Annotated in this window: 17 protein-coding genes; 6 read left to right on the forward strand and 11 right to left on the reverse strand. The window is 63.8% G+C overall.

Translation table 11 applies throughout. The features are described 5' to 3' along the window. Positions 1-107: 107 nt before the first annotated feature. The 6 genes from FXV83_RS30295 to FXV83_RS30320 form a co-directional block, all read right to left on the reverse strand. Positions 108-1,307 carry an ABC transporter substrate-binding protein gene (locus FXV83_RS30295; RefSeq protein WP_187436270.1) on the reverse strand — a complete coding sequence of 400 codons (1,200 nt, stop codon included), beginning with the start codon at positions 1,305-1,307 and terminating at the stop codon, positions 108-110. Positions 1,308-1,387: 80 nt separating this feature from the next. Further along, positions 1,388-3,226: an AMP-dependent synthetase/ligase gene (locus FXV83_RS30300; RefSeq protein ID WP_148743255.1), complete on the reverse strand. Its 1,839-nt coding sequence runs from the start codon at positions 3,224-3,226 to the stop codon at positions 1,388-1,390. A 130-nt stretch (positions 3,227-3,356) separates the two neighbouring features. Then, positions 3,357-4,145, reverse strand: coding sequence for an ABC transporter ATP-binding protein (locus tag FXV83_RS30305; RefSeq protein ID WP_148743256.1), 789 nt, complete (start codon positions 4,143-4,145; stop codon positions 3,357-3,359). A gap of 4 nt (positions 4,146-4,149) precedes the next feature. Next, complete coding sequence (locus FXV83_RS30310) at positions 4,150-4,908, reverse strand: ABC transporter ATP-binding protein (RefSeq protein WP_148743257.1); 759 nt, start codon at positions 4,906-4,908, stop codon at positions 4,150-4,152. Further along, complete coding sequence (locus FXV83_RS30315; RefSeq protein ID WP_148743258.1) at positions 4,905-6,056, reverse strand: branched-chain amino acid ABC transporter permease; 1,152 nt, start codon at positions 6,054-6,056, stop codon at positions 4,905-4,907. Before FXV83_RS30315 ends, FXV83_RS30310 begins: the two co-directional genes overlap by 4 nt. A gap of 5 nt (positions 6,057-6,061) precedes the next feature. Next, positions 6,062-6,937: a branched-chain amino acid ABC transporter permease gene (locus FXV83_RS30320; protein ID WP_148743259.1), complete on the reverse strand. Its 876-nt coding sequence runs from the start codon at positions 6,935-6,937 to the stop codon at positions 6,062-6,064. A 262-nt stretch (positions 6,938-7,199) separates the two neighbouring features. On the opposite strand from FXV83_RS30320, the gene FXV83_RS30325 reads away from it, so the two are divergent. The 4 genes from FXV83_RS30325 to FXV83_RS30340 all read left to right on the forward strand — a co-directional run bounded on the left by FXV83_RS30325 (position 7,200) and on the right by FXV83_RS30340 (position 10,965). Further along, complete coding sequence (locus FXV83_RS30325; RefSeq protein WP_187436273.1) at positions 7,200-7,949, forward strand: ABC transporter ATP-binding protein; 750 nt, start codon at positions 7,200-7,202, stop codon at positions 7,947-7,949. Next, on the forward strand, positions 7,946-9,472 hold the full coding sequence (locus FXV83_RS30330; protein WP_148743261.1) for a permease: 1,527 nt from the start codon (positions 7,946-7,948) through the stop codon (positions 9,470-9,472). The genes FXV83_RS30325 and FXV83_RS30330 overlap by 4 nt, the downstream gene beginning before the upstream one ends. A gap of 93 nt (positions 9,473-9,565) precedes the next feature. Then, positions 9,566-10,378, forward strand: coding sequence for an MBL fold metallo-hydrolase (locus tag FXV83_RS30335; RefSeq protein WP_148743262.1), 813 nt, complete (start codon positions 9,566-9,568; stop codon positions 10,376-10,378). Between the two features lie 65 nt (positions 10,379-10,443). Beyond that, positions 10,444-10,965 (forward strand): hypothetical protein, encoded by a 522-nt coding sequence (locus tag FXV83_RS30340; RefSeq protein ID WP_148743263.1) that lies wholly within the window; start codon positions 10,444-10,446, stop codon positions 10,963-10,965. 92 nt (positions 10,966-11,057) lie between these two features. On the opposite strand, the gene FXV83_RS30345 is transcribed toward FXV83_RS30340, so the two are convergent. Next, positions 11,058-11,510, reverse strand: a complete 453-nt coding sequence (locus FXV83_RS30345) for a cupin domain-containing protein (RefSeq protein WP_148743264.1) — start codon at positions 11,508-11,510, stop codon at positions 11,058-11,060. A gap of 235 nt (positions 11,511-11,745) precedes the next feature. On the opposite strand from FXV83_RS30345, the gene FXV83_RS30350 reads away from it, so the two are divergent. Continuing rightward, complete coding sequence (locus FXV83_RS30350) at positions 11,746-12,300, forward strand: hypothetical protein (RefSeq protein WP_187436271.1); 555 nt, start codon at positions 11,746-11,748, stop codon at positions 12,298-12,300. Between the two features lie 75 nt (positions 12,301-12,375). Here FXV83_RS30350 and FXV83_RS30355 read toward each other — a convergent pair whose 3' ends face one another. Both FXV83_RS30355 and FXV83_RS30360 read right to left on the reverse strand, forming a co-directional pair. Continuing rightward, positions 12,376-13,701, reverse strand: a complete 1,326-nt coding sequence (locus FXV83_RS30355) for an aminopeptidase (RefSeq protein WP_430648957.1) — start codon at positions 13,699-13,701, stop codon at positions 12,376-12,378. A gap of 43 nt (positions 13,702-13,744) precedes the next feature. Next, positions 13,745-15,106: a class-II fumarase/aspartase family protein gene (locus FXV83_RS30360; protein WP_148743267.1), complete on the reverse strand. Its 1,362-nt coding sequence runs from the start codon at positions 15,104-15,106 to the stop codon at positions 13,745-13,747. Positions 15,107-15,616: 510 nt separating this feature from the next. Here FXV83_RS30360 and FXV83_RS30365 point away from each other — a divergent pair. Further along, the gene (locus FXV83_RS30365) at positions 15,617-17,176 is read left to right on the forward strand and encodes a winged helix-turn-helix domain-containing tetratricopeptide repeat protein (protein WP_148743268.1); all 1,560 of its coding nucleotides are present in this window, start codon (positions 15,617-15,619) and stop codon (positions 17,174-17,176) included. Positions 17,177-17,227: 51 nt separating this feature from the next. On the opposite strand, the gene FXV83_RS30370 is transcribed toward FXV83_RS30365, so the two are convergent. Next, a complete protein-coding gene (locus FXV83_RS30370; protein WP_148743269.1) occupies positions 17,228-18,352 on the reverse strand; it encodes a lysozyme inhibitor LprI family protein in 1,125 nt (374 codons plus the stop codon). An 83-nt stretch (positions 18,353-18,435) separates the two neighbouring features. Then, the gene (locus tag FXV83_RS30375; protein WP_148743270.1) at positions 18,436-19,197 is read right to left on the reverse strand and encodes a transglutaminase-like cysteine peptidase; all 762 of its coding nucleotides are present in this window, start codon (positions 19,195-19,197) and stop codon (positions 18,436-18,438) included. Positions 19,198-19,560: the final 363 nt, after the last annotated feature.

Genomic DNA, 19,560 nt, shown 5'->3' on the forward strand with positions numbered 1-19,560 from the left:
TCGGCCTCTCCCGCAAGCGGAAGAGGCGGAGCAAGCCCGCGGACAATCCGCGTGAAATCCAGATGCGATAGCCCTCCCCCTCCAGGGGAGGGTGAAATCGCACCACATCAAAACATCAGGTTGTCCTTCACCAGCACCCAGCGGCCGCCCTTGACCTGTTGCACCTGGGTGATGGTGCTGGCGAGATGGTCGGTCTTGGAGAACTTCGTCGGAGGCGAGTTGAAGATGTCGATGAACTTGTCGCCGGATTCCAGCGCGTCCAGCATCTTCTGGCCGGTCAGATCCTTGCCCGCCTTCTGCGCATAGAAGGCGAACGTCATCACCGCGTTGTAGCCGATGATGGCCTGGGTGTTGGCATCGGTGCCGAACGTCTTCTTGTAGGTGGCGAGCCAGTCCTTGACCTTGCCCTTGGCCGTGTCCTCGTAAGGAATCTCGAAGAGGGCGGCAGCGTAGAGGCCTTCCACGGCTTCCTTGCCGAGCATGGGTACCTCCATCACATTGGTGGGCGTGGCGCCAAGGAAGGTAACCTCCCAGCCGAGCTTCTTGGCCTCGGTCATGGCGCCGATGGGCTCACGCAGGATCGCGCCGAGCACGACGAGGTCGCAGCTGTCGGACTTCATCTTCGCGACCTGGGCGCTGAAGTCGGAGGCGCCGCGCTTGTAGCTTGTGATCGAGGCCGGCTGCACCTTCATGGCGGTGAGCTGCTGGTTGAAGCCGTCGAGCACGTTTTTGCCGTACTCGTCATCCTGGTACATGATGCACGGCTTCTGGAAACTCTTCCACTCCATCATGTATTTCACGGCCGCGCGCGTGCTCTCGACATAGGGCAGCAGGTTGTTGAACTTCAGCCGCTCCTGCGGCTTGGCCGGATCGAACTTGAAGGTGAACTCGGCCGCCGTCAGCGGGAAGAGCTGAAGCACCCCGGCGTCGAGCAGGATATCCTGCGCGGCGAGCACGGTCGGCGATCCCATTGCTCCCACCATCGCGAATATCTTGTCGCGCTCGATCAGTTTCTGCGAAGCCAGCACGGCCTTCTTCGGATCGTAGCCGCTGTCCTCGACGACCAGCCGAATCTTGCGGCCGTTGACGCCGCCCGCCGCGTTGACCTCCTCGACCGCCATCTTCATGCCGTTGGAGACCGGCACGCCCCAGCCTTTGACTGGACCCGACAGATCCTGATGGGTGCCGATGACGATCTCGGATCCCGAGATGCCTTCATTGGTGACCTTGGTTTGCGCTGCGGCCGGCAGACAGGTGAGCGCTACCGCGCCTACCGCAAGGCCGAACGTCCTCAACGATTTCGACATTGTCGTCTCCTCTCCATAAGGCCCATGTTGTACGAAGGACGGGGCCATCGCTCCTTCGCCTTTTTTTGGAACAAGATAATTCAAGCCACAGCCCGTGCGCGATACATCGCGTCGATCTCGGCGGCGTAGCGCTTGTTCACGAAACCGCGCTTCAGCTTCATGGTCGGCGTCAGCTCCTCGTCCTCCGGGGTGAGCTGGCGCTCGATCAGATAGAACTTCTTGATGGTCTCGACGCGAGCGAAATTGCCGTTGACCTCTTCGATCTCGCGCCAGATCAGGTCCTGGACCTGCATCGCACGGCACAGGCTGGCATAGTTGGTGAAGGGGATGTCGTGGTCCTGCGCGAACTTCTCGACGTTCTCCTGGTCGATCATGATGAGGCAGGTCAAATACGGCCGCTTGTCGCCGATCACCACGGCGTCCGAGATGTAGGGCGAGAATTTGAGCTGGTTCTCGATCTCCGAGGGCGTGATGTTCTTGCCGCCGGAGGTGATGATGATGTCCTTCATCCGGTCGGTGATCCTGATGAAGCCTTCGTTGTCGATGACGCCGACGTCGCCGGTGTGCAGCCAACCGCGCTGATCGATGGTCTCCGCGGTCTTTTCCGGCTGGTTGAGATAGCCCATGAACAGGAACTCGCCCCTGATCAGGATCTCGCCGTCGGGAGAGATCGCGACCTCGCCCCAGGGCACCGCCCTGCCGACCGAGCCGAGCTTGATCCGCTCCGCCGGCATCATGGTCGCGACCCCGCAATTCTCGGTCTGGCCGTAGACCTCGTGGATGTCGATGCCGAGCGCGAGATACCAGCGGATCAGGTCCGGCGCGATCGGCGCCGCGCCCGTGAACGCGATCCGGCAGCGGTCGAGCCCGATCATGCGGCGGATGTTGCGGAACACGAGCTGGTAGGCGAGGCGGTTGGCCAGGCGCAGCGCCAGCGGCGGCGTCTTGCCCTCGATCCGGCAATCGACCATGCGATAGCCGACGTCGATGGCGCGCCGGTAGACCCATCGCTGGAGCGGCGTGGCGTCCTTCAGGGCGATGGTGATGGCGGAATAGAATTTCTCCCAGATCCGCGGCACTGCGAGGAAGACGGTCGGCTGCACCTCGCGCAGATTGTCCGGCACCGTCTCGGGACTCTCGGCGAAATTCATCACCGAGCCGAGCGCAACGGAGATGTAGTAGCCGCCGATCCGTTCGGCGACGTGGCAGAGCGGCAGGAAGATCAGCCGGTCGTCATCCTCCCGCGCCGGAATGAAATCGTTGGCGTGCCGCATCTGATGCGTGACGCTGCGGTTGGCGTGCATGGCGCCTTTGGGAGGGCCGGTCGTGCCGGACGTATAGACGAGAACGGCGAGATCGCCCGCGGCGCGACTGTCGATCATGTCCTGCCACAGCGCCTCACGGCCGACCATGTGGTTGCGGCCGAGCGCGCGGAACTCGTCGAGCGACATCACCATGTCGTCGGAGAAACCGCTGAGGCCCTCCATGTCGAACACGACGATCCTCTGCAAGCTGGGACAGCACGCGCGGCAGGCGAGCACCTTGTCGAGCTGCTCCTCGTCCTCGGCGAAGATCAACTTTGTCCGGGAATCGTTGACGAGATATTCGACCTGGGAAGACGCATCGGTCGGATAGATGCCGGAGGACACGCCGCCGGCGCACAGGATGCCCATGTCGGCATAGACCCATTCCGGCACCGCGTTGGCGATAATGGAGGCGACGTCGCCGGCGATGAAGCCGGTCGCATGCAGCGCGTAGGCAATCTCTTTCGATATCTCCAGCCACTCGCGCCAACTGGTCGGCTGCCAGATGCCGAACTTCTTCTCGCGGATCGCGGGCCGGTCGCCGCGCGTCTCCGCCGCACGCAAAAAGCTCCGTGCGATCGTGTCGGCGACCGTCAGCACCGCCGTTCCGGCCATACGCGTTCCCTCCTTGCCGCTTCCTCTCCGCTGCCTGCCTTGCCGGCGGTCTGTTCTTGCGGATGGGCTAGTCCATTTAACGCCAAATCTTGCTCTAACGCCAAATCTTGCTCCAACGCCAAGTCTTGCCCTAACGCCAAGTCTTCTTCTTTTTCCAGCGCCGCTCGCCTCGCGCGCCCTGTTCCTTGGCGCCAAGGTAGAATTCCTGAATGTCCTTCGAATGCATCAAGCGGTCGCAGGTGTCGTTCATGACGATACGGCCGATCTCCAGCACATAGCCGTAATGCGCCGTCTCCAGCGCCACTTTGGCATTCTGCTCGACCAGCAGGATCGACATGCCCTGCTCTTCGTTGACGCGGCGGATGATCGTGAAGATCTCTTTCACCAGGATCGGCGACAGCCCGAGCGAGGGCTCGTCGAGCAGCAGAAGCGTCGGCCGGTTCATCAGCGCGCGGCCGATCGCCAGCATCTGCTGCTCGCCGCCGGAAAGCTGGCCGGCCGGCTGGTTGATGCGCTCTTTCAATCGGGGGAAATAGCCATAGACCCGCTCCATATCTTCCGCGACGCCGACGCGATCCCGGCGCGGATAGGCGCCCATCGTCAGGTTCTCGCGCACCGAGAGGAACGGGAACACCTCGCGTCCTTCCGGCACATGACTGAGGCCGAGCCGCACGATCTTGTCGGCTTCCATGCGCTGAATCGGCTTGCCCATGAACTCGATGGCGCCCTTCTGCGGGTCGAGAATGCCCGAGATCGTCTTGAGCACCGTGGTCTTGCCAGCGCCGTTGGCGCCCAGCAGCGTGACGATGCGGCCGCGCGGCACCTCCAGCGAGATGCCGCGGATCGCCATGATCGGCCCGTAATAGCTCTCGATGTTGGAGAGCTTCAGGATGATCTCGGGGGTCACGGCGGCATCCATCGCTTCAGGCTCCGAGATACGCGGCGACGACGTCGGGATGCTGCTGCACCTCGGCGGGCGAGCCCATCGCCAGCACCCGGCCATAGTTCAGCGCGATGACGCGATCGGAGACGCGGTTGACCAGCGACATGTCGTGCTCGACCATCAGCACGGTGATGCCGAGCTCGTTCTTCAGATCACGGATCCAGAACGACATGTCGTCGGTCTCCTCGACGTTGAGCCCCGACGAGGGCTCGTCGAGCAGGATCAGCTTCGGCTCCGAGCACAGCGCACGCGCCAGCTCGATCACCTTGCGTACGCCGTAAGGCAGGCCCGAGATCAGCTTGTCGCGATAGGGCTCGAGATCGAGGAATTCGATGACCTGCTCGACGCGGCGGCGATGCAGCTTCTCGTTGGCCCGCACACTCGGCAGAAATAACAGCTCCTGCCAGAGCTGCGTGGTCGAATGCCGGTGGCGCCCAACCAGGAGATTGGAAAGCACAGTCGCATTCTCGAACAGCTCGATGTTCTGGAAGGTGCGGGCAATGCCAAGCCTGGCGATGTCGTAGGGCGGCTGCTCCGTGATGTCCTGGTCCTCGAAGAAGATGCGGCCCGAGGTCGGCTGGTAGATCCGCGAGATCAGGTTGAAGATCGAACTCTTGCCGGCGCCGTTCGGCCCGATGATCGAAAGGATCTCGCCCTTTTCGAGCGCAAAGGACACCGCATCGACCGCCTTGAGCCCGCCGAAATGCAGCGACAGATTCTCGGCGCGAAAATAGCTCATCGGTTGCGCTCCGACTTCACATAGATCTTCTGCCGCTTGAAGGTGGCGCGCTTGTAGAGCGGGAACAGCTGGAAGAAGAGCTTGATCTTCAGCCAGCGGCCGTAGAGTCCGAGCGGCTCGAACAGCACGAACAGCACGATGATGATGCCGTAGATCGCGCCCTTCAGGCCGTTGAGCGAGGCAAACGCAGCGACCTTGGAGTGGACGTTTGCCGCGCTTTGTGTGCCGGCCCCGAACGTTGCGGCGATGCCCGCGATGATGCCGGGCATGTCGTCCTTCAGGTAGGTCAGGAAGGGATCGATCATCACGATGAAGATCGCGCCGAGCACCGCGCCGTGGAGGCTGAAAGTGCCGCCGATCAGGATCACGATGATGAACTCGATCGAGAGCTGCAGCGTGAACATTTCCGGAGAGATGAAGGAGAGCTTGTGCGCGAACAGGACGCCGGCAAAGCCGGTGATCGCCGCCGATATCGCAAAGGACTTCACCTTGTAGAGCGCGACATTGACGCCCATGCTGCGCGCCGCGGTCTCGCTGTCGCGGATGGCGACGAAGGCGCGCCCCGTCGGCGAACGCAGCAGGTTGAGTGTGCCGACGATGGTCAGCACCAGCACGGCCAGGCAGAGGAAATAGAAGGTCGGGCTGTCGCGCGAGACCGCGACGCCGAGCAGCGACAGCGCCTTGACGCGCATGCCCTCGTTGCCGTTGGTGACGCTCTCCCAGCGCGCCAGGATCTCCTCGACAATGAAGGCGAAGGAGATGGTGGCGATGACGAGATAGATGCCCTGGAGCCGCAGCGCCGGGAAGCCGACCATCGCGCCGATCAGGCCGGTCAGGGCGCCTGCGGCCAGGAAATACACTGGGAACGGCACATTGTACTTCTGGAGATACGCTGCGGTGTATGCGCCGATCGCCAGGAAGGCGGCATGCCCGAGCGAGGCTTGCCCGGTAAAACCGGTCAGGATCAGCAGCGCCACGCCGACGGTTGCATAGATGCAGACGAAGACGAGCTGGCTCATCAGATAGCTGGAAAGCACGTAGGGCGCGATCAGCAGCGCTGCGAGCAGCACCCCATAGGAGACAACATAGCCCGAATGCGGAAACAGCCTGATGTCGTCCTCATAGTCGGTCTTGAACAGGAAGCGCATCGCGTTCAGACCTTCTTGCGGAGGTGAAGGCCGAACAGACCTTCAGGCTTGAGCAAGAGCACGGCGAGCAGCACGATGTAGGGCGCGACGTCCTTCCAGCCCTCGGCCAGATAGAAGCCCGCCATGCTCTCGATCACGCCGATCAGGACGCCGCCGACCACCGCGCCGGGGATCGAGCCGAAGCCGCCGAGCACGGCTGCTGGAAACGCCTTGAGACCGAGCACGAGGCCGACATTGGAGTGGATGAAGGTGATCGGCGCCAGCAGCACGCCGGCGCAGGTCGCGACCGCCGCGCTGATGGCCCAGACGATCGACACCACGCGCTTGACCGGGATGCCCATGTAATAAGCGGCCAGCATGTTCTCGGAACTCGCCCGCATCGCGGTACCGAGCGTGGTCTTGTTGAAGAAGAGATAGAGCAGTGCGCAGAGGATAACGGTGGCCGATATCACCGAGAGCTTGTCATGGGCGAGCACCAGCGAGCCGATCCGCAGCACGCCCTGGCTGAATGGGGTATCGATCTTGAAATCGTCGGTGCCCCAGATCATGCCGGAAACCGAGCGCAGGAAATAGCCGAGCCCGATCGTCGCCATGATGATGGAGAATTGCGGATAGCCGAGGATCGGCCGCACTACCACGCGTTCGGCCAGCATGCCGAACAGCGCCATGGCGGCCACCGCGGCGGCAAAGCCGACCCAGTAGTTCAGGCCCATCATGCCGATGAAGGTGAAGGCGAAGAAGCCGCCCAGCATCATCAAATCGCCCTGGGCGAAATTGACGACCTCGGTCGCCTTGTAGACCAGCACGAAGCCGAGCGCGATCAGGCCGTAGACGCAGCCGAGCGCAATACCGCTGACCAGCTGCTGAACGAAATCCAGCATCGCCGCACATCCTCCCGACACAACAAGCGGTTCTTCGTGACCGCCTCGTCGCATCTTGTGTCCAGCCGCTACGCAGTCGTTTCGCCGCGTTAGCGCCATTTGTCCGAAACCAATTCAGCCTGAACCGCCAAGCGCTGTCAACAAACGGTGACTTGCCTTTAGTCCAAACCGGATGACGGAATTTGTCGGCCGTAGATTCACGGTGCCGAAACATCTTCAAGTCATGGTCGCGGGCGATGCAAAACCGGATGGTGTGGCCGTCATGAAGCCGGACAACTCGGCACTCGAAGTCCGAGGGTTAACGAAGCGTTTTGACCGTTTGGCCGTCGATGGCCTCGATCTCACCATTCACGCGGGTGAATTCTATGCGCTGGTCGGCCCCAACGGCGCCGGCAAGACCACCACCTTGCGCATGGTTGCAGGGCTGTTGCGGCCCGATGCCGGCGCGGTGTCGATCTTCGGCATCGATGCGCTCGATGATCCGGTCGCCGCCAAGCAGGTGATGGCGTGGGTGTCCGACGAGCCCATGATCTATGACAAGCTGACGCCGCTCGAATATCTCGAATTCGTCGCCGGGCTCTGGGGCATCGCGCCGACCGTCTCGGAACCGGTCGCGCAGGAGCTGTTGAGTTCGCTCGGGCTCGAGGCTCACCGGCACGAGCGCTGCGAGGGCTTTTCCAAGGGCATGCGCCAGAAGGTCGCTTTGGCCGGCGCACTGGTGCACGATCCCCGCCTCATCATCCTCGACGAGCCGCTGACCGGGCTGGACGCCGTCTCCGCCCGCCATGTGAAGGGACTTCTGAGCGAGCGCGTCCGCGCCGGCTGCACCGTGATCATGACCACGCATATTCTTGAAGTCGCCGAGCGCATGGCCGACCGGATCGGCGTGATCGCATCGGGGCGCCTGGTCGCCGAAGGCACGCTCACCGAGCTGCGCCAGCAGAACGGCCATGCCGACACCAGCCTGGAAGATCTCTTCATTGCGCTGGTGACGCTCCAGGCTGCCGCATGAGCTCGGCGACCGCGCTCTCCTGGTTTGCCCGCCACGAGCTCCGGCTCGCCTGGCGCGAATGGCTCGCCATGATGACCGGCGGCCGGCGCAAGCGGACCCGCGCCGCCGTCATTGGCCTGCTGTTCTTCGCTGCGTTCCTGCACGTGCCGGCCTGGGCGGTGATCGGCCGCTTCGCCGATCTGCAACTGCCGCTCGACAAATCCTCCCTGATCGTAATCTCGGCGACGATCTTCCTGGCCTGGACGCTGATGCTGTCGCAGGCGATCGAATCGGTGACGCGGGTCTTTTACGCCCGCGCCGACCTCGACCTGATCATGTCGTCGCCCGCGACCTTGGCCAATCTGTTCTCGGTTCGTATTGCCGCGATCGCGCTGGCGATCACGATGATGGCGCTGCTGTTCTCGACGCCGTTCATCGACGTGCTGGTGATCGGCGGTGGCGCGCGATGGCTGACCGCCTTCGGCGTCGTCGTCGCCATGGGCCTGTCAGCTACTGCGATCGCGATTGCCGTCACCATCCTCCTGTTTCGGCTGATCGGCCCGGCGCGGACGCGCTTCGTGGCCCAGATCCTGGCCGCGATCATCGGCGCCGGCTTCGTGATTGCGCTCCAGGTCGCCGCGATCATGTCCTACGGCACGCTGTCGCGCTTCACCATCCTGACCTCCGGTACGGTGGCCGACCATGCTCCCGATGTCGACAGCATCTGGTGGTGGCCCGCGCGGGCGACCATGGGCGACAGCGAGGCGCTGCTGCTGCTTCTGGCGCTTGGGCTCGTGCTGCTCGGAAGCGTGATGGCGATCTTCTCGGGCCGCTTTGCGGACACCGCAATCGATGCCGCCGCTTACGGCAGGTCCGGCCGGAGACGTGCGAAGGAGCGTCGCTTTCGCGGCGGATCGCGGCAGCAGGCGCTGCGGCGCAAGGAATTCATGCTGCTGTGGCGCGATCCCTGGCTGATCTCGCAAACCCTGATGCAGCTGCTCTATCTGGTGCCGCCGGCGCTCCTGCTCTGGCGCAGCTTTGCCGACAGCTCTGCGGCGCTGACGCTGATCTCGCCTGTCATCGTCATGGCGGCGGGACAACTTGCCGGCGGACTCGCCTGGCTGACGATTTCGGGGGAGGACGCTCCCGATCTGGTCGCGACCGCACCATTGACGCCGTCCAGCGTCAGCCGCGCCAAGATCGAGGTGGTGCTGATTGCGGTCGCCGTCATCTTCAGCCCGCTGGTCGCGGCGCTGGCCTCCGCCTCACCCTACCAAGCTGTGATCACTGGGGTTGCGGTTATCATCAGCGCGGCCTCCGCCACCGCGATCCAGCTTTGGTTCCGGGTTCAGGCCCGGCGCAGCCAGTTTCGCCGCCGCCAGACCTCGTCGCGGCTTGCAACTTTCGCGGAAGCTTTCTCGTCCATCGGCTGGGCCGCCACCGCCGCGCTCCTGCTCACCCTGCCTCTCGCCGGCCTCATCAGCGGCCTGATCACCGCGAGCCTGATCGCCATCACCTGGAAGTTCAGCCCGCGACGGGAATAGAGATGCGACACTGACGCGCTCTTGATCGCGCCCTGTTGGCCACGCGCTGCATTGCACGCTAGACTTTCCCCGCGCGTCATCGGGGACGGATTCATGTGGCGACTTGTTTCGACGGCCCTTGCGCTGCTCTGCGCCTTCCTCACCCCCACCCTCGCCCAGCAGCCACAGCGCAGCGAGTGCCTGGCGATGGCGAATGCGGCGCCGCGCGCGATGCCGGTGGCGTTGCGGCGGGCAGCGAATGCGGCCGAGGTCGAGATCACCTATGCCGGCCATTCCACCTATTTCATCGACACGCCGGGCGGCGTACGCATCGCGACCGACTATAGCGGCGCCTATCAGGTCGGCCGGCTGCCCGACGTCGCCACCATGAACCGGGCCCACAGCACCCACTACAGTTTATTCCCGGACCGGCGCATTCCTCATGTGCTGCATGGCTGGGGCGAGGACGGCAAGCCCGCCATAGTCTCTGAACGGATCGGCGACACCTTCATCCGCAACGTCACCACCGACATCCGCCGCTATTTCGGCGACGATTCCGGCGCCGACATGATCCGCGACGGCAACTCGATCTTCATCTTCGAGGTCGCCGGCCTGTGCATCGGCCATCTCGGTCATCTCCACCACAAGCTCGACGACAGCCATTTCGCCCAGATCGGTCGGCTCGACATCGTGATGGTGCCGATCGACGGCACCTACACCATGTCGCTCGACGGTATCTCCGAGATCACCAAACGCTTGCGCGCCTCGGTCGTGCTGCCGATGCACCGCTTCGCCACCCCGCTCGAAGATTTCATGCGCCGCATCGGCCAGCAGTTCGAGATCGACCGGCGCACGGACCGCAGTTTCCGGGTGTCGCGGGATGGCTTGCCGTCGACGCCGACTGTGATCATCCTCGATGGGGTCTGACACGCAATTTTCTCCAAGCCGGCCGCGGCTCGCTCGTGCTGATCTCCTTGCAATAGGAGATCAACATGAGCGATTTTGCGAGATTATTACATGCGAGCGGACCGAATCCGGAGCACAAAGCAGCGCTTCAGCTTTACGGCCGCTTCGTCGGCGACTGGGACGCCGAGATCACCGCCCACGGACCTGATGGAACGAAGCACACTGCCTCCGGCGAAATCCATTTCGGCTGGGTGCTAGAAGGCCGCGCCGTCCAGGATGTCTGGATCATCCCGCGCCCGGCCGGCACCCCCGCATTTCCGGTCGCCGGCAACTGGTACGGCACGACGTTGCGCGTCTACGACCCGACCATCGATGCGTGGCGGATAGCCTGGTTCGATCCCGGGCGCAGCGTGTTCCGCCAGCAGATCGGTCGCCCGCGTGGCGCGGACATCGTGCAGGAAGGCACGACCGAATCTGGTGACCTGACGCGCTGGAGCTTTACCGAGATCGCCGGCGACTCCTTCCATTGGCTTGGCGAGGTCAAGCCGGGCGCGGCGATGGATTGGCGGCTGGTGGTGGGCGTGAGGGCGAAGCGACGCATCGGGTAGGGCCATCGCGAAAAGAGGGGCCAGGATTTCATCCCGCCCCTCCTTCCGTCGTAGCCGCTGGGAAGCGTCCTTGAAACGTTATAGTTTGAGCTCTAGCCGGCACCCATCAGAGTCGCGGGACGCGTGCCGGGCGAGACGAACATCCGCTTGAGCTTGTTGACGACGCGGATCAGGAAACCGATCATCACGGGATTGGTCTTGCGGCAAAAGGCGATCTTCTTGACGTGGCCTTCGACATGCCATTTGGCATGGGCGCCGTCGCGGAAGAAAATGACGTCGCCGGGGCCGTAGCGCTTCGGCGGCATGCCGTCGCTTTCGAGCACGATCGATCCTTCCATGATCATGATCGTCTCGTCGATATCGTAGTACCAGTTGAAGCGGCCTTCGGTGCAGGCCCAGATAATGGTCTGGGCCGTGCCATCGGCGCTGGTGGACAGGACGCGCGAGCGCGAGACCGGATTGCCCTCGATGATCCAGGAAGGCTCGATCGGCCGCAGCTCGAGATCCACATTGCAATTACCGATTTCAATCAATGCGCGCGACATCTTCTTCCCCCGGGGGATAATAATATGGCCGGGTCTCGGCCCGGATTGTTTCAAAAGATGTCGGGAACGCTAGTAGCCGGCTTTTAATTCTTTCTTACGCAGGCCCTAAAAAACAGCCGCAAGTTGCATGGGGGAAGCGGTTAACGTCGCGATTTCCCTGCAAATTCGCGCACATGAACCCATCTTTTCCAGGGTGCGACAAAATGCGCGAATGCACCAAGATGGAGCCGCGCCGATGCCCCTGACCCCCGAGGTCCTGACCGCCAACTGCGAGGCCGTCGCGTGGCTCGGCAGCTTCGACGTCTTGTTCGCGCCGGACGAGGAGCCATGGTTTGCCATCGACGGCATCGAAAAGGCCCGGCAGGTCGGCAGCGATGGCTCGGGCGGCGCCTTCGTGCTGCTACCGTCACAGGATGTGCTCTACGTCTCGTCGGAAGGCCGCGCCGGGATCATCGCAGGCACGTTCGAGGCGTTCGTCCAGCTTGTCGTCGCCCGACCCTATTGGCTGGTTGTTCTCAAATTCTCGGCCGGCGGCGACCTTGCGGAAATGCGGCGGGCTGCAGATGCGCTGGAGGCGACAATCGAGGACGAGGACGACGTCAACGAGGCCCGCGAGGCCATCCGCGACGCGCTCGATTTGCCGGAAGCGGGCGATCCGGTCGGCGCGCTATACGATGCGGTCGCGGCCTCCGACGCCATCGTGCGAGCCACCGACGGCAGCCCATTCACGACGCTGTTCAACCGGTTCAGCATCGACAGCAATCCAATGCTGCGCACCGCGGTGGCGTGAGGCGAGCCGCGCTAGAGTCCAGGAAAGTCTGTTGCCGAGAGCCTTACCTCTCCCCAGCGGGGAGAGGTGAAGAGCTTACTTCGCCCACTCGCCCTTGCGGAACACCGGGACCTTGCTGCCGTCGGCCAGGATGCCGTCGATGTCGGTCTCGGCCGAGCCAATCATCCAGTCGATATGGATCAGGCTCTGGTTGCCGCCCTGCGCCGCGATCTGCTGCGGCGTGAGCTGCGAGCCATTGACGAAGCATTTCGAATAACACTGGCCGAGCGCGATGTGCGACGCCGCGTTCTCATCGAACAGCGTATTGTAGAACAGCAGCCCGCTCTGCGAGATCGGCGAGGAATGCGGCACCAGCGCCACCTCGCCGAGCCGGCGCGCGCCCTCGTCGGTGTCGAGCACCTTGTTCAGAACTTCCGCGCCACGCGAGGCCTTGGCGTCGACGATCCTGCCGTCCTCGAAACGCACCGCGATGTTGTCGATCAGCGTGCCCTGGTAGGACAGCGGCTTCGAGCTCACGACATGGCCATAGACCCGCCGGCAATGCGGCGTCGTGAACACTTCCTCGGTCGGAATATTGGCATTGCAGCTGATGCCGTTCTTGGAGAGCGACGCGCCGCCCTCCCACTCATGGCCGTCGGCAAGCCCGATGGTGAGATCGACGCCGGGACCGGCGTATTGCAGCGCGCGAAAACGCTGGCCGTTGAGCCAGTTGGTGCGCTCGCGCAGCACCGCATTGTGGCTCGCCCAGTTGGCCATCGCGTCCTCGCGATCGACGCGGGACGCCGCGAAGATGGCGTCGGCGAGCTTTCCGATCGCGACCTCCTCGGAATCGTTGGGGAATACCTGCTTGGCCCAGGACGGGCTCGGATAAGCAATGATGTTCCAGTTGGTGTCGAAATTGACGATTTTCTCCAGCGCCGGCTGATAGGCCATGGAATTGGCCTTGCTGGCGCGCGCCACCTTCGAGGGATCCTCACCGGACAGCAGCATTGGATTATCGCCGACGATGGCGAGCCGCGCGGTGTTGTCGGCGAAGGCTTTCGCCATGCCCTCGTAAAGCCAGCCGGCGGCGCGATCGAAACTGTTGTCATGGCCGTGACGGTAGCGTGCCAGCGTCATCTCTTCGTCCGACAGGATCGGCGTCACGATGCCGACGCCGGCCTTGTAGGCATGCACGGCGATCCGCCGCACCAGCGGCAGCGCGATCGCCGGCGCCGTCAGGAGAAGGTCCTGCCCCGGCCGCAAGCCCAGGCCCACCTTCACCGCCACTTCGGCCAACCGGTCGAGTTTCACAGGGTCGATGGGAGTCGAGGTGATGCGTTGATCGGTCATGCCGGGTCCTCTGCCGAAAGTCTCTGTTTCATTTAAGTCTAGCATCCCCAGCCGCAATAGTGCGAGCATCTTGAGATGCGCAGAAGATACGCAGTTTCACGCATTTTGGTTTTCAACGCGTTGCCGATTTCAACACGCGGTCGACCATGGCGGGAGCAAGGCCGAGGTAATTTTTCGGTGAGGTGAGCGCCTCGATGGCAGCGCGATCGATTCGGCTCGATATCCTCGGATCAGCGGACAGCGCGTCGGCAAGGCTCAAACCGGTTTCATTGGCCTGGCGGCAGGCGTCATAAACCACGTCATGCGCTTCCTGACGGCCGAGTTGCGGCGCGAGCCCCATCATCACGGCCTCCGCGACGATCAGGCCGCGGCTGATGGCGAGATTTTCGTTCATCTTCGCTTCGTCCACGACGAGCCCCGCGAGCGCGAACTTTGCCTGGTGCAGGGCGCCGGCGGTCAGCACGAAACTTTCGGGGATCGCCATCCATTCGGCGTGCCAGGGACCGGTGGCGCGCTCGAAATCCTGCACCATGGCGTCCAGCATCAGGCCGGCGTGCTGGCGCACCGCCTTGGACGCCGCGAGCATCAGTTCCGAGGAGATCGGGTTGCGCTTCTGCGGCATGGTCGAGGAGGCGCCGCGCCCCTTGACGAAGGGCTCGTAGACTTCGGCGAATTCGGTCGAGGCCATGATCATGATGTCGAGCGCGATCTTGCCGAGCGAGCCGGTGACGAGGGCGAGAAAATTTACGGCCTCGGCAAAACCGTCACGGGCGACGTGCCAGGTCGAGGCGGGAACGCCGAGCTTCAGCTCGGCGCAGAGTGCCTCCTGCACCTCAAAGCCCCTGTCGCCAAGCGAGGCCAGCGTGCCCGCCGCACCGGCGAACTGGCCGACCAGGACGCGCGGCTTCACTTGTGCCAGACGTTCGGCGTGGCGGTCGAACATCGCAAGCCAGATCGCGGTCTTGTAGCCAAAAGTCACCGGCAAGGCCTGCTGGAGATGGGTACGGCCCGCCATCGGCGTGTCGCGATATCGCTTTGACAGGTCTGCGAGGATACCGCGCAGCGCGGCAATGTCCCGTTCGATGATCTCGAGCCCTGCGCGCAGTTGCAGCACCACGGCGGTGTCCATGATATCCTGCGTGGTTGCGCCCCAATGCACGTAACGGCCGGCATCGCCGCATTGCTCCACCATCTGGTGCACCAGCGGCAGGATCGGATAGCCGACGATGTCGGTCTCCTCCCGCAACAGATCGAAATCGAACGCGGCGACGTCGGTGCGCGCAGCAATCTGGTCGGCGGCTTCCCGCGGGATCACGCCGCATTTGGCTTGCGCCATCGCCAGCGCCACCTCGACCTCGGCATAGCGCGAGACCAGCGCGATGTCAGAAAACACCTCCCGCATCTGCGGCGTGCCGAAGGCGTCGCGGAACAGGATGGAATCGAGGACGGTGGTTGAAGCGGGAAATGCGGGCATGGGCGTTTCTTTGTGGTTGGTATGCTTTGTATGCATCGGTGCAGCTTACGCGCGCGAAGCTGTTCGGCAATGGACTTTCGCGGACCGCCACACATTGAATGTCGTGTAATGCTGTCCTGCCGCCCCGCCAAAGCTTCCGCAGCACTGCTGCGCTCGTCATTCCGGAGCCGCGCCATTTGGCGCGAACCCGGAATCCATTTCTCCGCTCCGTGTGCTGCGCGATGGATTCCGGGCTCGCGTTTCCGCGGCCCGGAATGACGGAGTTACCGACAACGGAGGTTCTGTGGCGCGCAGGTGGTTGATCGGGGCCGTTGGCCCGGATCAAGTCGCCCGACGATTTGGCCGGAGCCGCCACATTCTCGCATCAGTTGTATTCCTGCCCGCAAATGGCATGGCAGCCATCTTGCGATTGCGGTGAACCAAGCCGCGCCTCGGTGGACTCACAGACTTAGGTCGAAATCATTTTCTTTTGTAATTGCCTGATATTGGCATGAGGCCTGAGTTTTCGACGTGCAGTTCCTATTCCGGGATCACCTTCTCGACACCAATTTGCGCGAGCTGAGCCGCGCGCAGGTTCCCGTTGCCGTGGAGCCGCAGGTTTTCGACCTCGTGGTCCACCTCATGGAAAACCGCGACCGTGTCGTCAGCAAGGATGAGCTGATCGACAAGATCTGGCACGGACGCAGCGTCTCCGAATCCACCCTGACCAGCCGGATCAATGCGGCGCGCAAGGCAGTCGGCGACAACGGCGCCAGCCAGGCGCTGATCCGCACCATCGCGCGCAAGGGCTTTCGGTTCGTCGGCGACGTCGAGACCAAGTGCGTCGCGGCCGTGCCGGAACCGGGCCGTGGGATGACGCCGCCGCAGGCCACGCTCGCGCTGCCTGACCGCCCCGCGATCGCCGTGCTGCCTTTCACCAACATGAGCGGCGACCGCGAGCAGGACTATTTTTCCGACGGGATCAGCGAGGACATCATCACCGCGCTGTCGAAGCTGCGCTGGTTCTTCGTCGTCGCCCGCAACTCCTCCTTTGTCTACAAGGGCCGGCCCGTGCACATCCACGAGATCGCGCGCGAGCTCGGCGTGCGCTACGTGGTCGAGGGCAGCGTGCGGCGGAGCGGCGACCGGCTGCGTATCTCGGCGCAGCTCAACGACGTTTCGACCGGCAGCCATCTCTGGGCCGAGCGCTACGACCGCGACCTCGCCGACGTCTTCGCCGTGCAGGACGAGATCACCGAGGCGATCGTCGCCGCGATCGAGCCGCAGCTCTATGCCGCCGAAAGCTTTCGCGCGCAGCAGAAGCCGCCGGGCAGCCTGGATGCCTGGGACCTTGTGATGCGCGCGCTGTCGCATTACTGGCGGGTCACGCGCGAGGACAATGCAGCGGCGCAAGCGCTGCTCGAACAGGCGATCGCCATCGACCCGGCCTATGGCAAGGGGCTGGGCCTGCTCGCGACCAGTCATATTTTCGGCGCGCATATGGGCTGGGCCGACATGGGCGCGAGCGTGCCGGTCGCGGAAGCCGCGGCGCTTGCGGCGGTGGAGGCCGATCGCGAGGATGCCTGGGCGCATCACGGCCTCGCCTATAGCTATCTGTTTCGCCGCCGCTTCGACGATGCGCTGGCGGAGTTCGAGCTGGTGCTCGCGCTCAATCCGAATTTCGCGATGGCGCACGCCTTTCACGGCGTGACGCTGTGCTACGCGGGCCGGTGGCAGGACGGCGATGCCGCCGCGCGCCGCGCGCTACGGCTGAGCCCACGCGATCCGATGGCGGCGATCTATTGCGGCGTCGCCGCCTACGCCCAGTTCATCGGCCGCAACTATGAGGGAGCCGTGCAAATGGCGCGCGAGTCGCTGCGTCAGCGCAGCGATTTCGTCGGCGCACACCGCGTGCTGACGGCCGCCGCCGGCATGCTCGGCGATCCCGCGCGCGCCGCTTCCGCGCTGGACGGACTGCGCCGCGCCCAGCCAGGAGTCTCACTCGCCTGGATCACAAGCGAGCTGCCGATGCTGCGGGAAGAGGATCGGGAGCATTATCTGGAGGGATTTCGGCGGGCGGGGATGAGGTGACGAACTTCTCCCTCTCCCCGCTTGCGGCTACTCCAGGGGAGGGTGGGAGACCTACGATCCCCCGCCCGCGGTGCCGGAATTTACCGGCGCCAGCTCGTCCTCGCGGCATCGCCAGCCGTCGGCGGCTTTCACGAAGGCGAAGGTGCGCTGGATCCTGAGCCGGCGCGTGACGTTGAAGGCCTCTGCGGAGCGCTCCCTGTTGCCGGCGCCCGGCTGCGGATGACCTGTCCTGACGTCCCAGCAGGTGCCCGTGCAGGAGGACGCGACCTTGCTACAGGCGGCGAAGGGGGCCAGCACCACCATCTCGATCTCGCCGGTGACCTGCGCATCCTGGTCCGTCACCTGGCTGTCGATAGCGAAGACGCGGTTGATGCGGAGGAAATTGCCGCACGAATTGGCGGCATGGATTCGCGCGGCGCAGAAGTCGATGGCGTCGGTGTCGGGCAGCCGCGCTGTGACCTGCCGGCCGAACACCTTCTTCGGATCGCCCTTGGCGCTGCGGACATCGTCAGACTTTCGCTTCAGATTGTCGGCGAGACAGGCTTCTGCGAACTCAAGCTCCTGAAGCGGTACGTTGTCCTTGCCCACGAGATTGCATTCGCGGTCGCGCTCCCGGGTCCATCGGCCATATTCGGCGAAGGCAAAGCGGGCCGCAGTCGGATCCAGCTTGCCGATCAGACCGAGCACCTGGCTGTTGAGCTCGGTCTCGATCAGCGCCAGCGACGGATCTGCGCAGATCAGCGCGCCGGCCGCGGTGTTGGCTGCAAGACAATCGAAATCCGGATCGCGCAGGATCGCGGCGCGCTCTTCGGTGATCCTGAGAAGGCAGGACTTGACCTGGTCGAAATCGTCGTAGCGGACCGCGGCCTGGCCGATGATTCCGCAGCCGAGGCTGCGCTGCCTGATCCAGATCGCATTTTCCTCGATCGCGGGCAGGCGATCGGGCAGGCGGGCGAGGCGCGCCTCGATCGCCGCGCTCAGCTTTTCTGCGGCGGCGGCGAGCTCGGAATCGCCGCAGAACAATTGATTGGCGGGATTGTGGTTCTGCTGGCAGTTGTTCTTGGCGAACAGCGGCAGCTTGTCGGCGATGGTGCGCTCGGATCGGCCGGATTGCGCGGCGGTCGGTGCCGCCGGCGAGGCCAGCAGCGCAAGCGCAGTCAGCACGATGAACCGCATTCCGGTCGTCCCCCAGCATGGTTCTTGCCATGCTAGCGTCCCGGATCGCGCGGCGATATGAATTTGTGGGCTACGGCGGCAGTTCAGCGCGCCTCGGCGTTGGCCGCGACCATCGATACGGGCCGGCTGTCCAGGGCGGAGAACTGCACCGGTTCGTCGACATATTTCATCACGGCGGACCGATAGAGCACGAACAGCGGCTGGTAGCTCCGTGCATCGTCGTCCTCGATCATGGCCATGCGGCGATTGTCGAGCATCAGCCAATGGCCGTCGAGCTTGGCTGCGGCAACAGCATGCTCTTCGCCGGCACGGGTGTCGCGCACCACGACGATGCGGAGATCTTCGGCGGCGACGCCTGCGAGCCGCAGCGCGGCCAGCTTGGCGACGGCATAGTCCTCGCAATCGCCGGCGCCGCGCTGGAAGGTCGCGAGCGGCGAGTTCCAGACATCGTCGGCACCGTCGCTTGTCGCGCGGATCGCAAGATTGATGGCGCGGTTGGTCTCGCCGAGCCGCGCACGGCCGTCACGGGTACGGGCCTGGTCGACGATGGCGAGCAGCTTCAGCGCCGCAGGCGAGGCGCAATTGTCGCGATCGCCGTCGCACAGCGCGAGCTGCACCATGTCGCCGTCGAGCCTCTCTTTCAGCGCGAACCATTTCTGCTGCAGGCTGCCGGTGGAGATGGCGAAGGCAAACACGCCGAAGGGCTCGGCGGATTTGCGCACGAGAACCCCCGCGCCCGGCGACAGCAGCGTGCCAGCACGAAGGTCGGCGGCCGATCCGAACAGGATCAATCCGCACAGGACAAGGATTGCGCGCCAGGCGCGCGTGTGAGCCGCGGTCTCCATTTGACATCCCCTTCCGGCTTCGCCAGGTCCCCCTCGACCTGTACATGCCGGGCTTTGTTGCTTGCGCGGAGATAGTGCGAGATCGGCCGTTTGGTTCTGCTTAACGCGCCCGGCAGGGGAGCCAAAACCGCGGGGCAGGCTGAAACGAGCCTCGCCAGATTGTGTAAAATTTTTACAAATCCACGGCTAGGAAGGCGCTGAGTGCCGCGAATCAGGGGAAAATTGCAGGCTACGGTTGTGCTCCCGCCGATTCTGCATCCATGGCTAACAGTCCGTATTTCGCGGGTTCTGTTAGCTGGGTCACAGTTTTTGTTCCGTATTTGCCGCAGTATGTTGCAGGGCACTGCGAAGGACAGATGACAG

This window comes from Bradyrhizobium hipponense (assembly GCF_008123965.1).
GTDB lineage: Bacteria > Pseudomonadota > Alphaproteobacteria > Rhizobiales > Xanthobacteraceae > Bradyrhizobium > Bradyrhizobium hipponense.